General features: G+C 48.5%; 13 protein-coding genes. 8 read left to right on the top strand and 5 right to left on the bottom strand.

The window, feature by feature from the left end; genetic code table 11:
• Positions 1-79 precede the first annotated feature (79 nt).
• Positions 80-646: a porin family protein gene (locus D3H65_RS29615; protein WP_119053768.1), complete on the top strand. Its 567-nt coding sequence runs from the start codon at positions 80-82 to the stop codon at positions 644-646.
• 84 nt (positions 647-730) lie between these two features.
• On the opposite strand, the gene D3H65_RS29610 is transcribed toward D3H65_RS29615, so the two are convergent.
• The 3 genes from D3H65_RS29610 to D3H65_RS29600 all read right to left on the bottom strand — a co-directional run bounded on the left by D3H65_RS29610 (position 731) and on the right by D3H65_RS29600 (position 4,059).
• Positions 731-1,945, bottom strand: coding sequence for a glycoside hydrolase family 88 protein (locus D3H65_RS29610; protein WP_119053767.1), 1,215 nt, complete (start codon positions 1,943-1,945; stop codon positions 731-733).
• Positions 1,946-1,953: 8 nt separating this feature from the next.
• Positions 1,954-3,306 (bottom strand): BNR repeat-containing protein, encoded by a 1,353-nt coding sequence (locus D3H65_RS29605; RefSeq protein WP_119053766.1) that lies wholly within the window; start codon positions 3,304-3,306, stop codon positions 1,954-1,956.
• 291 nt (positions 3,307-3,597) lie between these two features.
• A complete protein-coding gene (locus tag D3H65_RS29600; RefSeq protein WP_162915875.1) occupies positions 3,598-4,059 on the bottom strand; it encodes a hypothetical protein in 462 nt (153 codons plus the stop codon).
• A 260-nt stretch (positions 4,060-4,319) separates the two neighbouring features.
• Between D3H65_RS29600 and D3H65_RS29595 the strand changes: the two genes are divergently transcribed.
• From D3H65_RS29595 to D3H65_RS29570, 6 genes are all read left to right on the top strand, one after another.
• Positions 4,320-4,889: an RNA polymerase sigma factor gene (locus D3H65_RS29595; protein WP_162915874.1), complete on the top strand. Its 570-nt coding sequence runs from the start codon at positions 4,320-4,322 to the stop codon at positions 4,887-4,889.
• Positions 4,890-5,052: 163 nt separating this feature from the next.
• On the top strand, positions 5,053-5,895 hold the full coding sequence (locus D3H65_RS29590) for a FecR family protein (RefSeq protein WP_119053763.1): 843 nt from the start codon (positions 5,053-5,055) through the stop codon (positions 5,893-5,895).
• Positions 5,896-5,987: 92 nt separating this feature from the next.
• Positions 5,988-9,431, top strand: a complete 3,444-nt coding sequence (locus D3H65_RS29585) for a SusC/RagA family TonB-linked outer membrane protein (protein WP_119053762.1) — start codon at positions 5,988-5,990, stop codon at positions 9,429-9,431.
• An 11-nt stretch (positions 9,432-9,442) separates the two neighbouring features.
• A complete protein-coding gene (locus tag D3H65_RS29580) occupies positions 9,443-10,996 on the top strand; it encodes a SusD/RagB family nutrient-binding outer membrane lipoprotein (RefSeq protein ID WP_119053761.1) in 1,554 nt (517 codons plus the stop codon).
• An 87-nt stretch (positions 10,997-11,083) separates the two neighbouring features.
• Positions 11,084-12,607, top strand: a complete 1,524-nt coding sequence (locus D3H65_RS29575) for a DUF5689 domain-containing protein (protein WP_119053760.1) — start codon at positions 11,084-11,086, stop codon at positions 12,605-12,607.
• Positions 12,608-12,622: 15 nt separating this feature from the next.
• On the top strand, positions 12,623-14,104 hold the full coding sequence (locus D3H65_RS29570) for a calcineurin-like phosphoesterase C-terminal domain-containing protein (protein WP_119053759.1): 1,482 nt from the start codon (positions 12,623-12,625) through the stop codon (positions 14,102-14,104).
• Between the two features lies 1 nt (position 14,105).
• Here D3H65_RS29570 and uxuA read toward each other — a convergent pair whose 3' ends face one another.
• Entirely contained in the window at positions 14,106-15,266 is a 1,161-nt protein-coding gene (gene uxuA, locus D3H65_RS29565) for a mannonate dehydratase (RefSeq protein ID WP_211345573.1), read from the bottom strand.
• Between the two features lie 134 nt (positions 15,267-15,400).
• Between uxuA and D3H65_RS29560 the strand changes: the two genes are divergently transcribed.
• Positions 15,401-16,435 (top strand): LacI family DNA-binding transcriptional regulator, encoded by a 1,035-nt coding sequence (locus D3H65_RS29560; RefSeq protein WP_119053757.1) that lies wholly within the window; start codon positions 15,401-15,403, stop codon positions 16,433-16,435.
• A 155-nt stretch (positions 16,436-16,590) separates the two neighbouring features.
• On the opposite strand, the gene D3H65_RS29555 is transcribed toward D3H65_RS29560, so the two are convergent.
• Complete coding sequence (locus tag D3H65_RS29555; protein WP_119053756.1) at positions 16,591-18,660, bottom strand: alpha-glucuronidase; 2,070 nt, start codon at positions 18,658-18,660, stop codon at positions 16,591-16,593.
• Positions 18,661-18,670: the final 10 nt, after the last annotated feature.

The raw sequence follows: 18,670 nt of genomic DNA, 5'->3' as shown, positions 1-18,670 counted from the left end.
CCCAAACAAGGTATCCGTTAAGCGCGGCTTCCGGGAAGCGGAGCAGTGAAGCATTTTTGTGCCACAAAAAAACACCACCATGAAAAGGAAATTATTTTGTTCCGTACTCATTTTGCTTTCGTATGTATGTAATGCGCAGCCCCCTGTACAATTTGGCCCGAAGGCTGGTATCAATTTCGCTACTATGATCGGCAAAGAGGTCACAGGAGTTAAAACCCTTACCAGCTGGCATGCGGGCGCTGTAGCCAGTTTCTCTTTCAGCAAATTATTTATCCTGCAGCCAGAACTGTTCTATTCGCAGGAAGGCGCGCAGACTGGCGGTTTGAAATACGTTATTTCCTACCTGCGGCTGCCATTATTGTTCCAGCTTCATCATAGCAGTGGATTCTTTGTAAATGGCGGCCCTCAATTCGGCCTATTGGTCAGGGGAAAAGCAATCTATAAAGACACTGATGCGGAAGAAGATATGAAGCACATCCTGAATAAGTTTGAGACTTCGCTCGTAATGGGCATAGGCTATCGTCTGCCGGAAGGTCTGGGCATTGATCTGCGGTATGCGGCGGGATTATCTAACATGGGTGAAAACTCGTCCATCAAATTACACACGCTGAGTGTTGGAGTGAGTTACCTGATCGGGAAAAAGTAAGTGGTAGCTATTCAATATTACAAAAAAGTGTGGGCTGTCTTTGCAGACAGCCCGCACTTGAAAATATATGTAATAAGGTCATGCTTATTTAGCCAGCTCTTTATACCGTTTCATGGCTTCTACATAATAATAATCGCCATAGGTAAGGGGCACATCTACTTCGGATTTGGCAGGCAGGTGACCTACGCCATGCTCAATGATGAAACCACCATTAGTGCCCGGCGCTGCTTTGTAAGCAGGGGATGACAGGGAGCGCAACATGGTCTCAGCTGCACTGACATATTCTTTTGCTTTGGCATCATCCACATATTGCTGCAGCTCCAGGAAAGCGGAAGCCATGATGGAAGCGGCAGACGCATCGCGCAATGCATTGGGAATACCGGGCGCATTGAAATCCCAATACGGCACTTTATCGGCCGGCAGGTTGGGATGTGTTAAGATGAAATGTGCAATATGATTGGCCTGGTCCAGGTATTGTTTGTCTTTGGTAGCGCGGTACATGACGGTATAACCGTACAATCCCCAGGCTTGTCCCCTGGCCCAGGCAGATTCATCAGCAGCGCCCTGGGCTGTGCGTTTTTGTTGCACGGTACCTGTTTCAGGATTGTAATTGATGACATGGTAAGAACTATAATCGGGACGGAAATGGTTCTTAATAGTAGTATTGGCGTGGGTAACGGCTATCTTGTAATAAATAGAATCGCCGGTAACCTGTGTAGCCCAGAACAACAATTCGAGGTTCATCATATTGTCGATGATGACGATGAACTCGGCCTTTTTAGAATCCCATGACCTGATACAACCTACTTTAGGATCAAAGCGGGTGATGAGTGATTTGGCGCTGTTGATCAATATCTCTTTGTATTCGGGTTTGGATTGGATGCGTTCGGCATTGCCGAAGCTGCAGAACATCATAAAACCCAGGTCGTGGGTTCCTTTATTGTATTGTTCTTTTTTGAGGGGTTCCAATATCCTTACTGCTTCGTTGTATAAGGCAATGTCTTTTGTTTGCTCATAGAGATAGAACAAGGTGCCGGGGTAAAAGCCGCTGCACCACCAACCGGAATTGCTGTACTCGTGTTTACCGGTAGTGGGGAAATATGTTTTGGGAAACTTATCAGCAGGCAGGTCTTTCGCCAATATTTTATACTGGGCACCAGCATCTACAAATTCTTTATCAAAGGATTGTGCCAGGGCTTTGTCGGTTGAAATGCCGGCTTTCTTTGAAGTACTGCAGGAAAGGCCCGTAATGACCAGGGTAACGGATAAATAACTTAACCAGGTAATGTTACGCTTCATATATGCTTTTATCGTTTTTTGTTATCGTCAAATGTAGGTGATGGTTTCCATTCCAATACCTGTATGGGTTGGGGTGGAATATTTGCTTTGCCTTCGCCATCCACCTGCTCCACTTTTTGTACAAACAATTGCAGGATGCCTTTTTGTTTCCACCATTCGGTATCGTAAGTGGGTTCCCATGATCCTACGGACTCCGTGGTCAGGTCTGTCACCTGCCAGGCTCCTTTGGTGATATCATTCTTTATAGCCACGGATACTTTATCGTTGCGCTCTGCATCGCGGAATACCAGGGCGGCCGTTATGCGCCTGCCTGTACGCCATACCATGACCTGCGGCCGTGAAATGGGAATGCGTTTGGTACCACCTCCACTGAGGCTGAAAGGGGTAGTACGGAAGCCCAGGTCCTGCACCTGCCATTGCTTACCATTGGCATACACCACATGGTATTGCGGTACAGCGGAGCCTGCTTCGCGCCAATAGGTAGCTATATAGGGCATCCCTTTGCCGTCGGCATAAAGGGAGGTCTGGTTGATCAATTCACTTTTTTGGGGAATGCGGCAGGCATATTCAGCGGTGGCGGCGGTAATTGGCAACAGGTATTTTTCGCCGGTACTCTTTTCCCAGGTAAGGCCACCATCTTTTGAGCGGGCATAAGCCAAGTCGTGGTTGCTGGCCACATCAGGTGTTTCGCGCCATACCCAGGAGAGGTGCAGGGTACCTTTGGTATCCACACAAGCCTGCCAATAGGCATTGCGCTGTCCTTCTCCATCGATCAGGTTGCTGTGCAGGGACGACCACTTTTTAGTATGCCGGTCATATTGATTGATGACCAGGTTGCCCTGGCCTGATTGGCCATTGCGGTACAGGAATAGCAGGTTGCCATTGGGTAACTTATAGAACTCGGGGTAGCTCACCCGCTCTTCCAACTGGCCGGTCATGGGCATTTTATCTGTCAGCTCCAGGGAGCCCGGGCTACTGCTTCTGCAATAACGCAGGGCATTGTTGTGGTGATCCCAGGAAAGGTGGAGGTAACCATCTCCATCGACCATGAGGCTGATGGTATTGTGGGCATCTGCGGTATTGCCCTGGTAGGGTGTTCTTTTCAACTGCCATTGGGCGGCGCCCTGTTTTCTTTTGCCCAGTACTACATAGCGGTCCTGGTCGTAGAAAGCGGTGTACTGCCAGCCATCGTGGGTAACCAGGGAGTTTTTGCGAAACACCACCACATTGATGGAATTATTGGCCCAGCCATCGGCAATGGTGGAGTGCTTTACTCCGGGCACCGTTTGTGCCTGCACTATACCTACCGGCAGCAATATGATCAATAATATCCTAACTACCCTCCCCGGGAAATTCCCCATTAATTGTTTTTTAATCTGTTTTCGTTGGCAGGCTTTCGCCTTAGCGGCGCTAAAGTAAGGATACTGGTGGACATGACAGGGGGCTAAATGATTAAAACAGGGGGCAATTTGATATTTAGGCCGATTGCCTTTTTATTCAGCTCATACAGATTGTTGCCGCCGGAACGGATCAGGTCAATGATCTTGTGGTCATCCATTTTGCAGGAGGGTTACAGATATATATGGTCAAAAACGAAAAATGTCACCCTGAAAGGATGACATTTTCTACAATAATTTAAAATCAAGGGATTATTATTGATTATCCAGGGCATTGATGGCTTCCTGCACCTTTTCCCTGATGAGGGATTCGGAGAGCTGATCTACCTCTACGCGGGTAGCATCTTCATAATTCCATTCATTGTCCTTGTGAATTAAGGTGCGCATGGCCACTTTGCCTTCGGCCTCCATGGGGGCCAGGAGGAACATGCAATAGTTTTGGGTATCGTAGCGGATATCGAGCGATACATTGGGGTGTTCGCGCTCCATCCTGTCTACCTGCTGCGCGACGATGCCATACCTGTTGAGTGATTGTACACATTTACCAAAGGCGGGGGTAATGATCTGCTCCATCTTTTCGCGGAAATTTTTGATGAAGCTGGCGCGGAGGGCCTGATCATAGGGCTCCTGCTGTTGCTGCGCCGGATGAGAAAGCTGGTCAATACGCTGTTGTTCCATTCTCTTTCTCCTGCAAGCTAAAAAGTCTTCCCACATCATAAACTCAGTTGTTAATGGTTATAAAATGATCACTGGCTACCGGTAGCGTTTTCGCGAGGATAGAGGGGAGTCATGAACGCAATCGTTTGCATTTATGGGTCCTTTAAATTAGTATTTTTTTCTGACATAGAAATAGGCTTGCCCAGGGGCCAAATGTCAGGTTTTGTCCTGCAAAAACCTGCAACGGCATAAAAACTTAAACATTTGATAAAATAGCTGCTGCGACATCGTTACATTTGGTAACTAAGTTTGCCGCCATTATGAACTATCAGGAATTAGCCCCCGATGAAGGGTCATTACTGTTGCAGTTGCGAGCGGGGGACAAAACTGCTTTTGATGAGATCTTCAACCGCTTTGCCGGCCCGGTGCACACGTATATACGGATGCGCCTGAATGGGTCGGAAGAAGCGAATGATGTATTGCAGGAGGTATTCATACGCCTGTGGCACAAACGACAGTCTATTGTTATCCACTCTTCTTTCCGCAATTACCTGTATACCATTGTTCAGCATTGTATCAGTGATCATATCCGCGCTTCGCGGAGAAGGAAGTATACGCTTACAGACGATATGCCGGAGCAGGAGGAAGGAACGCCTCAGCCTGATGAGCAATATCAATACAAGCAGGTATATTATATGTGGCGCGGCGCCATGGAAAAACTGCCCGGTCAGATGCGCCGCATCTACGCCATGAAAATTGAAGAACAACGCTCGGTAAAAGAAATAGCCGCCGAGTTACAACTGAGTGAGCAAACGGTGAAGAACCAATTGCATACGGCCGGCCAACGCATTGTGAAGTTATTACGCCAGGTACAATTGTTTTTCCTGTAAGCCTATCGCGCTTGCCCCCACAATGGAATTGCCGACCAGGCAACAAGAGCGGCATGGGTCATTATCCCTCGCAATATGACCAAATCGTTAACTCCGCTATTTTCTTAAAAAAGGTCTAGTACCAGTTTCTCTCCACGAGCGTCTATTATACAAACCCGTTCTCATGCCCCGAAAATCACGGCAGCAACATACACCTAAAGACGATGAGCAATGGCAGCAGGCATGGGAGCAACCGGATGCCATGGACGCTTCTCGTAAAGCGGCCATGCTCCATACGATCCATCAACGATTGGACAATACCCGCCGTAAGAAAAAGCAGTTATTCTATATCGGGCTTAGCGCGGCTGCGGCCATACTGGTAGCGGTGCTCATTAAGCTACCCTGGAACCAGCAGGAAATGCCGGTGGAATCCTGGAAAGAGCTGGTGGCAAATGACAGTGCCCGCCAAATACAACTGGAAGATGGTTCTGTATTGTGGATGGCTCCCCGATCGGTGGTGCGGGTATATCCTGATTTCAGGAACAAGCGTACTACGCAGCTTGCCAAAGGAATGGTGTTCTTTAGTATTGCCAAAGATACCCGGCATCCTTTTTCTATTGCGGTGAATAACCAGCAGGTAACGGTACTGGGTACCCAGTTCACGATCAGCCGCCTTGATTCGGCTGATATACAATTGACGGTGAAGGAAGGGAGGGTATCCCTGGTTAATACAAACAGCAGCAATATCCTTACTGCCGGGCAACGTGTACAAACACGTAAGGGGAAAACGGCCCCTGTTGAAAGCGTAGATCCCGGGCTAGCTGACTGGTGGGCTCGTAAGGAAATAAGGCTGTACAATATATCATTGGAAACATTGATCCACTATATAGAATCGTATTATGGAGTAACACTATCGAAGGAACATACGAATCCGGCGATGAAAATAAGTTTAACCTGGAACATGACCTTATCCATGGAAGAAAACTTACAGGTCTTGAATGTACTGACAGGCTATAATATCCACTAACATATCATTGAATTAACCATTTGGTTCATCACTGCTGCTGGCGCACCTGGCACAGACAGCTAACCTATTGTCTATACTGTAATGAAAAAAACATGGAAAACGTGAAACTAAAAACACCTTTCAGCTTTTTGGTCCTGTTGCTTACAGCAGGTCTGCTACAGGCGCAAAGCAGTCAGCTCCGGTTCCGGCATGGAGCGGGCAACCTGGCCAAAGTAGTAGAAGATTTTGGCAAGCAATTCAAAGCACAACTGGCTTATGCCAATGAGGAACTGGCAGCGTTCAGGGTAACGGCTGGCAGTTATGAGGCGCCCACAGTAGGAGACTTATTGAACAAAGTGCTGGCACCGGCAAATTTTAAAGCTACGGCCAGCGGTAGCAGCTGGATCATCAGGAAATCTGAAACACCCCGGCAACAAACAGCCAATATGGTGTTGCAGGGCATCATTACAGAAGGAGATAATCCTGTGCCCAGCGCCACGGTCATAATCAAACAAGCCGGACAAGGAACAACGATTGCAGTAGCCGATGAAAAGGGGGCCTTTAGTAAAAAGCTTCCTTTGGCGGAAGGAACGGTGGACATATCAGCGGTAGGCTACCTGCCTTCCAAGAAGAAATTTGCCGCCTCGGAACAACAGTTATTGAAGATAGACCTGATCAAGGACGAAACGCAAATGCAGAACGTGGTAGTGACGGCACTCGGCATCAAACGTGCGGAAAGAGCCCTGGGTTATGCTACCACTACGGTTGATGGGAAGCAACTGACGGATGCTATGAGCGGCAACTGGACAGATGCGCTATCGGGCAAGGTAGCTGGATTGAACCTGGTACGTTCGAATGCCGGCCCTACAGGTACCAATAAGATCATCCTGCGTGGGGAGAACAACCTTACGGGCGACAATGAAGCGCTGATCGTAGTAGATGGTGTGGTGATCAACAACGGCAGTGGCCGGCGCAGCGCTATAGCAGGTGAAGAAACCTATGGCACGGGCAGTGATAATATGCCAGCCGATTATGGCAGCGGCCTCAATGATATCAACCCGGAAGATATTGAATCAGTGACTGTGCTAAAAGGACCTGGCGCCGCGGCGCTCTACGGCCAACGCGCTGCCAACGGCGCGGTGGTCATCACCACTAAATCGGGCAGCAATAAAAGGAAAGGCCTGGGTATTACTTTCAGTTCCAATGTTGCCTGGGAACAGGTGAACCGCTGGCCCGACCTGCAATGGGAATATGGTATCGGACTGGATGGACAAGCAGATTATGACTATGGCAGATCAGCCAATTCCTCTTCCAGTTCTGCGTACGGTCCCCGGTTTGACGGGCAAAAGTTCTTCCAGTATAACAATGGGCTGCAGGGACGGGATACGATCGCTACGCCCTGGGTACCTTATAAGAACAAGCTCCGTGAGTTCTTTGATGTAGGTAATACCATTACCAATACCATCAGTGTAGATGGTGGTACGGATAAGACCACGGCCCGCTTTTCGGTAACCAATGTGACCAATAAGTGGATCATACCTAATACGGGTTATAAGCGTAATACGGTATCGTTATCAGTCAATTCAAAAGTGAATGACAGGCTGCAGGTAAGTTCGAAGATCAACTATACCAACAAATGGAGTGATAACCTGCCGGGAGCCGGATATGGTAACCAGTCGATCATGTACTGGTATATTTTCTGGCAGCCCAATGCAGATATTGACTGGCTGAAGAACTATTGGGTAAAGGGCCAGGAAGGCAGAAAGATATTCTACCCCTATAGCAGCTTTCCTGAAAATCCTTATGCGATCGTCAACGAATTCATCAACAGCACGAATCGTCATGGTGTGACGGGCAATGTACAGGCTACCTATAACTTCACGAAAGAGTTGAGCATGATGTTGAGGACATCCATGGACTTTGGATACGACCAGCGTGCACAGGAACGTCCTTTTGATGCAGGTTCAAAATACCGCTATGGAAGCTACCGCACGCAGAATATCTTTTCGATGGAGTCCAGTGCTGACTTCCTGTTGAAATACACCAAAAGGATACAGAAGGATTTCGAGTTCTCCATCACCGGAGGCGGCAGCACGCTCAAGAATACCTATACACGTGATGAAACCAGGGCTGATTCACTCATCGACCCAGGCAATTATACTTTTGCCAATGCGGCCGGTCCTTTGATCACCCTGCCCTACAAATCGAAGGTGGTCATCAACAGTTTTTACGGTATCCTCACTACCAGTTATAAAGACTTCCTGTACCTCGACATTACCGGCCGGCAGGACTGGAACAGTGCGCTGGCCACGCCTCAGCGTACAGAAAATACGGGTTTCTTTTATCCATCGGCCAACCTGAGCTTTGTAGCCTCTGAAGCCTTTAAATTACCCAAGGACATCAGCTTCCTCAAACTGCGGTTCTCAGCCTCTAACGTGGGCAGTGCCCAAATGATCCCCTACCGGACGGCCTTCTATTATTCTTCGGCAGGCAGTTTGTATGGCGGCGGCCTGGAAAATCCGGGGGCACTGAATAACCCCAACCTGAAACCACTCAGAACGATCACGTATGAAGCAGGGGTTGCTATGAAAATGTTCAGGGACCGTTTGAGTGTTGACCTCGCTGTATATTCAGGTTATACCAAAGACCAGATCCTGAACCGCCAGCTGGACCGCGCTTCCGGCAACCAATATGCTGTGATCAATATCGGCAAGGTGGCCAACAAAGGCATCGAACTGGCACTTAACGGAACACCTATAACCTCGAAGGAAGGTTTCAAATGGACTACGGGTATTGTATTCTCGGCGAACACCAATATCGTAAAAGAATTGCCCGATAGCTCTATCGTGCTTCAAAATGGTCCTGTAGGCGGCGGTCAGATCGTAGCTAAAGTAGGCGGCAGCATGGGGGATATGTACGGAAGAGGTTATGTAAGGTCTCCGGACGGACAAGTTGTGTATGATGCACAAAGCGGTGTTGCGCTCATCTCGCAGGATGTTACCTATCTCGGCAATACGATCCCCAAATGGAAAATTGGTTTCACCAACGAGTTCTCGTATAAACAATTCCGGTTGAATTTATTGTTCGATGCACAATACGGCGCGGTAGGGCATTCACTGATGAACTACAAACTGGCGGAACAAGGTAAGACCACCAAGACCCTGCCGGGCCGGTACAGCGGCATCATCGGCAATGGTGTGGTAATGGGTCCTGATAGCAAGTACCGGAAAAATGATGTAGTTGCAATGGACATAGATGAGTATTACCGATCTCACTTCGGTACAGACAATGCGGAAGGAAATACATTCCGTACAGACTATATCAAATTCCGGGAAGCCAGGCTGGATTATAACTTCAAACCCAATCTTGTCAGAAAACTTGGTTTACAGCGCGCCACGCTTGGTGTATATGGCCGTAATCTTTTTATCTGGTCTGACTGGCCGATGTTTGATCCCGAATTTGGTACGCTTCTCGGCAGTGACATCGTACAAGGGTTTGAGATCGCGCAGTTTCCTTCTACCCGTTCATTCGGATTTAACCTTGTTGTTGGATTCTAATTCTTGAAACAATGAAAAAGACTATCAATAAAATTATAGTGGCAATAGTGCTGTTCAGTATGGCATTAGCCTCCTGCACCAAAGATTTTACGGAGATCAATACTGATCCCAACAATACGCCCAAATCGCAACCGCATCAATTGCTGGCGCCTGCACTCGTAGGGATCATGGGTTATAACATGCTGCGCAACCGCAACTTCAACAATGAGTTGATGCAGGTAACGGTGAACAGAAATGATGGAGAAGGCACGGTGTTCAGGTATGATTTCCGTTCCAACTGGTCTGACTATCTCTACAATGGCTGGTACCTGGAAATGACCAACCTGAAGGATCTGTACAAAATAGCGAAAGACACGCCTACACTCAACAAGTCGTACCAGGGCATTTCACTGATACTTCAATCCTGGGTATATTCCCTTATCACGGATACTTATGGCGACGTTCCTTATTTTCACTCGAATCTTGCGAAAGACTCGCTGCTGTTTGAGCCGCCTTTTGACAAACAAAAGGATATATACCTCGATATCTTTAAAAAGCTGGAGGAAGCCAACACGTTGTTAAATGGCGGGCCTGCTATTGTAGCCGCCAGTGATCCGGTATACAATGGGGATATTGCTAAATGGCGCAAGTTTGGCAATACGCTCTACTTACGGCTCCTGCTCCGCATTTCCGGTAAGGCAGAAGTAGCTGATATGGTTATTGCCAAGATCAAAGAGATCGTAGATACCAAAGCCTCTACTTATCCCAAGATCGCCAAGAACGATGAATCAGCCATCTTACGTTGGACGGGACAGGGTCCTTTTGTGTCGCCCTACCTCAGTGTAAGGGAACAGGATTTCAGGGCGCCCAGCCTGGGTAGTTTCTTCATTGAGCACCTGGCAGTGTGGAATGATCCACGCATCAATATCCCTGTTTACGGAACGGGAACACCCACTAAAACCAACCGGTGGGGTATCGCTCCTTCACAGGGCGCTTATGTAGGCGTACCCAGTGGTTACCTGCCCGGACAGGACCCTGGCCAAAAAGCATCCTTTTATTCCAATACCAATAACAGCGGCGCGGGTCCTTCTTTAATGACGGAACCATTGGCAGGTATGATCCTGAACTTCGCTGAAGTGAATTTCATGTATGCGGAAGCTGCCCTGAAAGGATGGATCAACGGTTCACCAAAAACGTTCTATGAGAATGGCGCCGATGCGAGCATTAAACTCTGGCTGCCCAACTGGCCAGATACAAGTACGGGCGTTCACAATATCCAGGAGTTCCTGGCCGCAGCGGATATTGACTGGGACGATGCCGCCAGTGTGGACGATAAAATGGAACGGATCCACCTGCAGAAATATTATGCGCTGTTCCTCACAGATATGCAGCAATGGTTTGAATATCGCCGCACGGGTCATCCCACCCTGCCGAAGGGTCCAGGCTTAAGAAACGGAGGTGTAATGCCGGCCAGGATGACCTACCCGGTATATGTGCAATCAACGAATCCTACGAATTATAAACTGGCGCTGGCAGAACAAGGGCCTGATCACATAGCCACGCAGGTATGGTGGCAGAAGCCGTGAGTCTCGAATAGCGAGTCGTGAGTAGGAAATAAGGATTGGGAAAACAAAATACAGTTTAAGAACAGTAGCAGTTACAAAAACAGTACAATGAAAAAGATCATTCTATATTCTTTCTTTTTGTTGTCATTAGCTTCGCTGTGGGGATGTAAAAAAGACAATTACCCGGGTGGAGCAATAAACAGCTTTATAGGCATTTATGATCTGAGAAATATTTATAAAGGACAGGATGTTACGTTGACCAAAGAAAATATGCTGGGCTCAACGTCCATCACGGGGATGGTCGTATCTGAACATTCGGGAGGAAACCTGCCTGCCGGATTGCTGGTCATACAAGATATGCGCCGGCTGGGATTGCTGCGGGGCATTGCTATTCCCATTGGCGCTGAAGCTGCCAACTATCACCCCGGCGATTCGGTGGTGGCCAATGTAGAAGGCGCCCTGCTCAAAAGAGTGGATGGCATTCTGCAGATCACCAACCTGCCGGCCAACGCCATCAAAAAAGTATCCTCCGGCAACAGTTACCTGGCATTACGCGTACCTATCAGCTTTATGCTGGCTAACCCGGCAGACTATGAAAGCGTTCTATCGGTGATCGTGAAAGGTGGTTTCGATCCCCTCCCCGCTGCGGGTGATGTACTCTCGGGCGATAAGCTACTTAATGATGGCTTTGGCAATATTACGCTGCATACAGCGGCCAATGCCAGTTTTGCCAACCTTCAGGCGCCTGTACTGGCCAATTTCTATGGCATTGCTTTCAATACCAACGGACCGGAAGGAACGCTGGTCCCACGCTTCCACCTGCGTACGGACAATGATGTGGTGGTATTGAGTTCTGTAATAGAAATACCGCCGGTCATCATCACCGGCTTTATGAGTGATGTGGCAGGCGGCGATGGTAATTATGAATACATTCAAATGATGGCCACAAAGGACATCAACTTTGCTACCACGCCATTTTCGGTGGTTGTTACCAACAATGCCAATGCTTCCAACCCTTCTGGCTACCCTGTTAATGGATGGGCCACGGGCAACCAACGTACTTTTAAATTCAATCTTACCACAGGCAGCGCCGCCAAAGGCAGCTTCTTCTATGTAGGAGGCACCACCAAAAGAATAAACGGGTCTGGTTCCACCAGTATGAGCACTTCCAACTGGATACGGACCTTAGATTATGTCAATAACAATGGAGATGGCTTCGGCGCAAAAACAGGTGGCTTGTTTGCCAATAGCGGCAATGCATCCGGCCTGGCTGTATTTGAAGGCACGGATCTGACCGGCAATTCCAAACCGGTAGATGTGATCTTTGTAGCCACGGGCGGTAGTTTGTATACTGCAGGGCCTCCTGCCATGGGTTACCGCATCACCAATAATGACTGGTATGATGTAAAGAACCCCATTACGCTGCAGGACCAGCCTTTTTACAGGCAAGGTTCCAATACGCTCAGTCTTACTTATGCAACGGCCGATCAGGGTTATTTCAACCTGCTCGGAGGCGAGTACAACCTCTCCCTGGGAAGGTGGACAAAAGCACGCACACAGACCAATTACCTCCTTACCAAACAATCTCCGGTAACAGAGATCGAAGGGGAAGGAGCGACGAAACTGAAATAATAGTCAATAAATAATATGATCACAAGAAGGAATTTTCTAAGAAACTTTGGTTTGGCAGGCGCCGCATTTTCTGCACCGGCAGCGCTTACTCATGCAGCCAGTACTTCGCTTATTACCGGACTTACCATTAAGGGCCGTGTACAAAGCAACGGCAGCGGCATAGCGAATGTGGCGGTAACAGATGGATACAGTGTTGCCACCACGGATAAAAAAGGTAACTATACGATCAATGCGCATTCTGCTGCTGAATTTGTATACATCAGTGTACCGGCAGGTTATGCCTTTCCCCATGATAAAGGTATTGCACAGTTTTACCAGGCGCTCACGCAAAAAGAAGGGGCTTTGAAAGCTGACTTCCACCTGGAGAAACTGACCACTGATGACACCAAACACAATTTTGTAGTATGGGCCGATACGCAGATCATCTCAGCCAAAGATGGTGAGCTGCTCAAAACCCAAAGCGCCCCGGACCTTCGCCAGCTGGTAGCTGGTTATCCCCAGGGCACTTTGTTCCATGGCATTGGCTGCGGCGACCTGGTATGGGACCATTTTGAACTGTTTGCGGATTACCGGGCAGCAGTGGATATTACGGGTGTTCCTTTCTTTAATGTTATCGGCAACCACGATATGGATATAGACGGTGGTTCAGATGATGTATCGGCTAAAACCTTCAAACAGCAGTTTGGCCCTACGTATTATTCTTTCAACCGGGGTAAGGTCCATTATATCGTACTCGATAATGTATTCTTTATCGGCACTGCCAAGAAATACATTGGTTATCTCACTGAAGCACAACTTCGCTGGCTGGAGCAGGACCTCGCGCTGGTAAAACCAGGCTCAACGGTAGTAGTGAGCAACCATATACCTACGGATACGGGTAATCAACGGAGAAATAAACTGGAAGAAGAAGCGATTGGCGGTACGGTATCGAACAGGAACCAACTGTACAAACTGCTGAAGCCGTTCAAGACGCATATCATGTCGGGCCATACGCACGTGAATGAAAAATGGGAAAAGGACAACCTGATGGAGCATGTACACGGTACGGTATGCGGCGCCTGGTGGACAGGGCCTATTTGCAGTGACGGTACACCCAATGGTTATGGTGTATACGAGGTAGATGGAGATGAGCTCAAATGGTATTATAAGTCGACCGGTAAAGAAAAAGATCATCAGCTGAGGGTGTATGGAAAAGGTAAGCTGGCCACTGCACCGGATGAAATAGTAGCCAATATATGGAACTGGGACCCCAAATGGAAAATAGAATGGTGGGAAGATGATGTGGCCAAGGGTATCATGGAGCAAAGAGTAGCACTCGATCCCTGGTCAATAGAACTGCATGGCGGGCCCCAATTACCGAAGAAGCACAAGTTTGTAGAGCCTACGCTCACGGATCACCTCTTCTTTGCCAGGCCTTCGGCCGCTGCTAAGAAGATCACGGTAAAAGCAACCGACCGGTTTGGGCAGGTGTTTACGGAGACGATGCAGCTGGTGTAATCTACTGCAGGCTCCTGCTGATGCCCATTTCCAGTCCGCGTAACTCTGCCAGTCCACGCAGCCGCCCGATGGCGGAATAGCCGGGATAGGTCTTCTTATGCAGATCATCCAGCATCTGGTGACCATGGTCGGGCCGCATGGGGATGGGCATCTTTCTCCGCTGCATGATGTGCAGTATTTCTTTGATGATGGTGTACATGTCGGCATCACCGGCCAGGTGATCGGCTTCATAGAAATTGCCTTCTGCATCTCTCTTGGTATTACGGAGGTGCAGGAAATGCACCTGGTCGCCAAAATCGCGCAACATCGTAAGCAGGTCATTATCGGCCCGGGCGCCAAATGAACCAGTACAGAAACAAAGTCCATTGGCTGGTGAATGCGCAGCGGCCAGGAGGTCCCTGGCATCCTGTGCAGTACTTACAATACGCGGCAACCCTAAAATACTATAGGGAGGATCATCGGGATGAATGGCCAGTTTCAATCCACAGGCTTCAGCTACGGGTACAATTTCCTGCAGGAAATAATACAAATGTTGTTTCAATTGTTGCGCATCAATCCCATCATAGGTTTTCAAGGCTGTCAATACCTGTTCCGGTGTAAACGCCTCATCGCTACCGGGCAGTCCCAGCATGGTATTGCGGAAAAGGGTGTCTTTCTCCAACTGTGTCATACCCTCAAACTTTGCTGTTGCTTTTTGTATGTCGGCATTCGTATAGTCCTTCTCTGCACCGGGTCTTTTCAACAGAAAGAGGTCGAAGGCAATAAAGGCGGACCGTTCAAAATACAGGGCCTTGCTTTTATCGGGCATCTCGTAGGAAACATCCGTGCGCATCCAATCCAGTATGGGCATGAAGTTGTAGGTCACAACTTTCAGGCCGCACTGCGCCACATTGAGCAGGCTCTCTTTATAATTTTCAATGTACTGCCGGTAATTACCGGTTTGCTTTTTAATGTCCTCGTGCACCGGCAGACTTTCAATGACCGTCCAGCTCATACCTACCGCTTCAATCATGGCTTTGCGGATGTTGATCTCCTCAACTGTCCATACCGCTCCCACCGGAATATGATGCAGGGCTGTTACTACGCCCGTACATCCTGCCTGTCGTATATCCCATAAGCTTACGGGATCATTTGGCCCGAACCAACGCATTGTTTGCTCCATTAAGATCATATAGTGAATAGTCAATAGTTATAGGTTATTATGTTTCCAGTGCCCGCCATACAACGGAATAAGCACTATTTTTACATTTAGTTCAGAAAATGCTTATTTTCCTTGATCAACAACCAGCTACGACAATGGCCGAAAACCGGGAAGTAACAATATACGACATCGCCAAACACCTCAACATCTCAGCAGCCACTGTGAGCAGGGGTTTGAAAAACAGTCCCTCTGTCAACAAGAATACCCGGAAGAAAATTGCCGAGGCTGCCGTAGAGCTGGGCTATCAATCCAACACTTTTGCCAGCAGCCTGAGAAGCAAAAGCACCCATACGCTGGGGGTGCTGGTGCCAAGACTCAACAGTTATTTCATGTCTTCCGTATTGGCTGGTATGGAAAACGCCGCCAACAGGCATGGTTACAACCTCATCATTGCCCAATCGCTGGAAGATGCGGAAAAAGAAAAGCTCAATGCGGCCACCATGTTCAACAAACGGGTGGACGGACTACTCATCTCCCTTTCGTACGATACGCAGAACATCAACCACCTGGAACCTTTTTTCAAACGCAAGATACCGGTGGTCTTCTTCGACCGTGTTCATCCGCACAATGCCAGCACTTCCATTGTCATCAACAACTATGGCGCTGCCTATAATATCACCAAACACCTGATAGACCAGGGTTGCCGTCGCATCATGCACCTGGGCGGCAATGTACTCAGGAATGTTTACAAAGAGCGATTCGATGGTTACCGGCAGGCGCTTAAAGACCATGACCTGTCCTTCAACGAAAAAATGCATTTTATCAGTACGCTATCTGAAAAGGCCGGCGCAGAAGCAGCTAAACATATCCTTAACCTGACAGCTGCCAAACGACCCGATGCTGTATTTTCGGCCAATGATACAGCTGCTGTCTATTGCATGATCGCTCTTAAAACGGCCGGCCTGCGCATTCCCGAAGATGTAGCTTTTGCCGGCTTCAACAATGATCCGATCAGCAAGGTCATTGAACCCAATCTTACTACTGTCGATTACTCCGGCGATACCATGGGCAATACGGCTGTTACCAACCTCATCAACCACCTCAAAGGCATCAGCAATCTTTATAGCACCAACTCCATCACCCTGCGGGCGGATATGATCATCAGGGCTTCTTCGCTGAAGAAAGGGTGAAGCCAAGAGGAAGCCCTTTAGCCGCCTTCTACAAGCTCCTTTAGATCCGGGTGAGCCGCCCCGAAAGGGCGCCCCACCCTTTAGACGCCTTCGACAGCGTTTATCCCGCTTCGCGGGACTCAGACTGACAAACGTTAAGGCTGACAGCTTCCTTTTTACGGTATCCTTTTCAAAAACTCATTGGCCCTGATCTCATCCAGGTTATTAACCGGGCGTTCCAGGTAATACGGGATGGGCATCTGGCTGAACTGTTGAAAATAAAGCAGGCAGGCATCTTTCCACACAAGGGCATCACTGCATTGCGTGCGCAGCTTACGTTGTATAGCTACGAAGCGACTGCTGTCAACATATGGCTGCACTTTGTCCCAGGTCTTTTGAAACTGCCGCACCTGCAGTATGCCTTTATCATAATGGGCACAGATCTCTTCCCACAATGTGCGCCCGCTTTTCATTTTATAATCCCAGGGCAAATGATGGAACCACAGCAAGAACATGTCCGGACAGGTTGCCGGATCGTTGAACTGTGCCGCCAATGGTTCACGGTACTGATCCACGGCATCACTGCCTTTTTTGGTACGATCAAAACCAACACCATTTGTACCTGCCTGGTGATAATAAGGCGGTGTCCAGTCTGCCCGCATTTTTTCGGGCGCCCACCAGGGGCCGGGGCCATAATGCCCGTTGGCAGACATAATATGATGCAACCCAAGCGGCGTCATATAGTTTACTACCGCTTCCCTGCTTTCGAGCATCATTCTCTTTACTGGCACCAGGAAGTTTTCTCTCCAGTCGGCTGCATAAAGCGATGACCCTGTTGTTGAAGGTGAGGCGGGTGGAAAGGTTTGTCTGATCCATTCATCGGCAATCTGTTCGCTTCTTAAATTATTGTTCCATGCCAGGCGTCCATAGGCATACCAGTTGGCCTGGGCAAAATGATGCCCACACCAATTGGTATCCAACCCTATATTGGATACGCCTGCAATAGCTGTATATTTTTGGGGATAGAGGCTGCCGTCGGTACAGCGCGCTACCGTGCTTCCCGGTCCTTCCTGGTAAGTATCGGATTGCAGGCATTCTTCCCACATGGTCGATAAAAAGGCCAGATGAGTAGAATGGCCGAGGTATTCCTGTGTTACCTGGAATTCAGTCATCACCGGCGTTTTCTTCATGGCCCCAAACAAGGGGCTGAAGGGTTCTCTAGGCTGAAAGTCTATTGGGCCGTTTTTTACCTGTATGATCACATTGTCCCTGAATTGCCCATCGAGCGGTACAAATTCAGTGTAGGCTTGTTTTGCCCTGTCTTTATCATTGGAGCTGTAGACGAAGGCGCGCCACATTACGATACCTCCGTAAGGGGTGAGTGCATCGGCCAGCATATTGGCGCCGTCAGCATGGGTGCGACCAAAATCCTGTGGTCCCGGTTGCCCTTCGCTGTTGGCTTTAACCAGGAAGCCTCCAAAGTCCGGTATCAGCGTATATATTTCATCCACTTTATCCTTCCACCATTTTATCACGGCAGGATCTAATGGATCAGAGGTGGGTAAACCTCCAATCACTTTGGGGGAAGAAAAATTTACAGAGAGGTATGTTTTGACCCCATAAGGGCGCAGTACAGCAGCAATGGCTTTCGTCCTGTTGAGGTATTCAGGGGTTAATACAGTGGGAGAAGCATTGACGTTGTTGATCGATGAGCCATTGATACCAATGGAGGCATTGGCACGTGCGTATTCCTGCCAGCGGGTTTTATCCTGCTCTGTCACGACAAACGGATCGTCCTTGCGCCAGAATATGGACATACCTGCATAACCCCTCTCCACGGTACCATTGAGGTTATCCCAGTGATTCAACATCCTGATGGCATAGGAAGGATTACAAATTTCATCCTGTATTCCTTCACCCGTTTGTTGCCGGCGCAATAGTTCATATACGCCATACAGGATCCCCCTATCTGTGGTGGCTTCTACTTCGTGTTGGGTAAGTCTGAATCCGTCGGTCTTGATTTTTTTATTCTTTGTAATGGAAAGGGTAACCGTAGCATTTGGCTCACCTTGCCATCCCTGTTGCAGTTCCTGCCTGGCGATGGCAAGCGTGGGTGTATTTTTTGAGCAGATGATCTTTACGGGAACCGTTTTTTGCGAACTGCGCAACCAAAGCTCATGACCTTCCTGTGCTTTCAGGACGAAAGCCGTAAAAACAAATAAAATACCGAGCAAGAGTGTTTTCATTATCTGGTGC

Origin of the sequence: Paraflavitalea soli (genome assembly GCF_003555545.1) — a bacterium.
Classification (GTDB): domain Bacteria; phylum Bacteroidota; class Bacteroidia; order Chitinophagales; family Chitinophagaceae; genus Paraflavitalea; species Paraflavitalea soli.
This window is presented reverse-complemented; position numbering and strand designations above follow the sequence as displayed.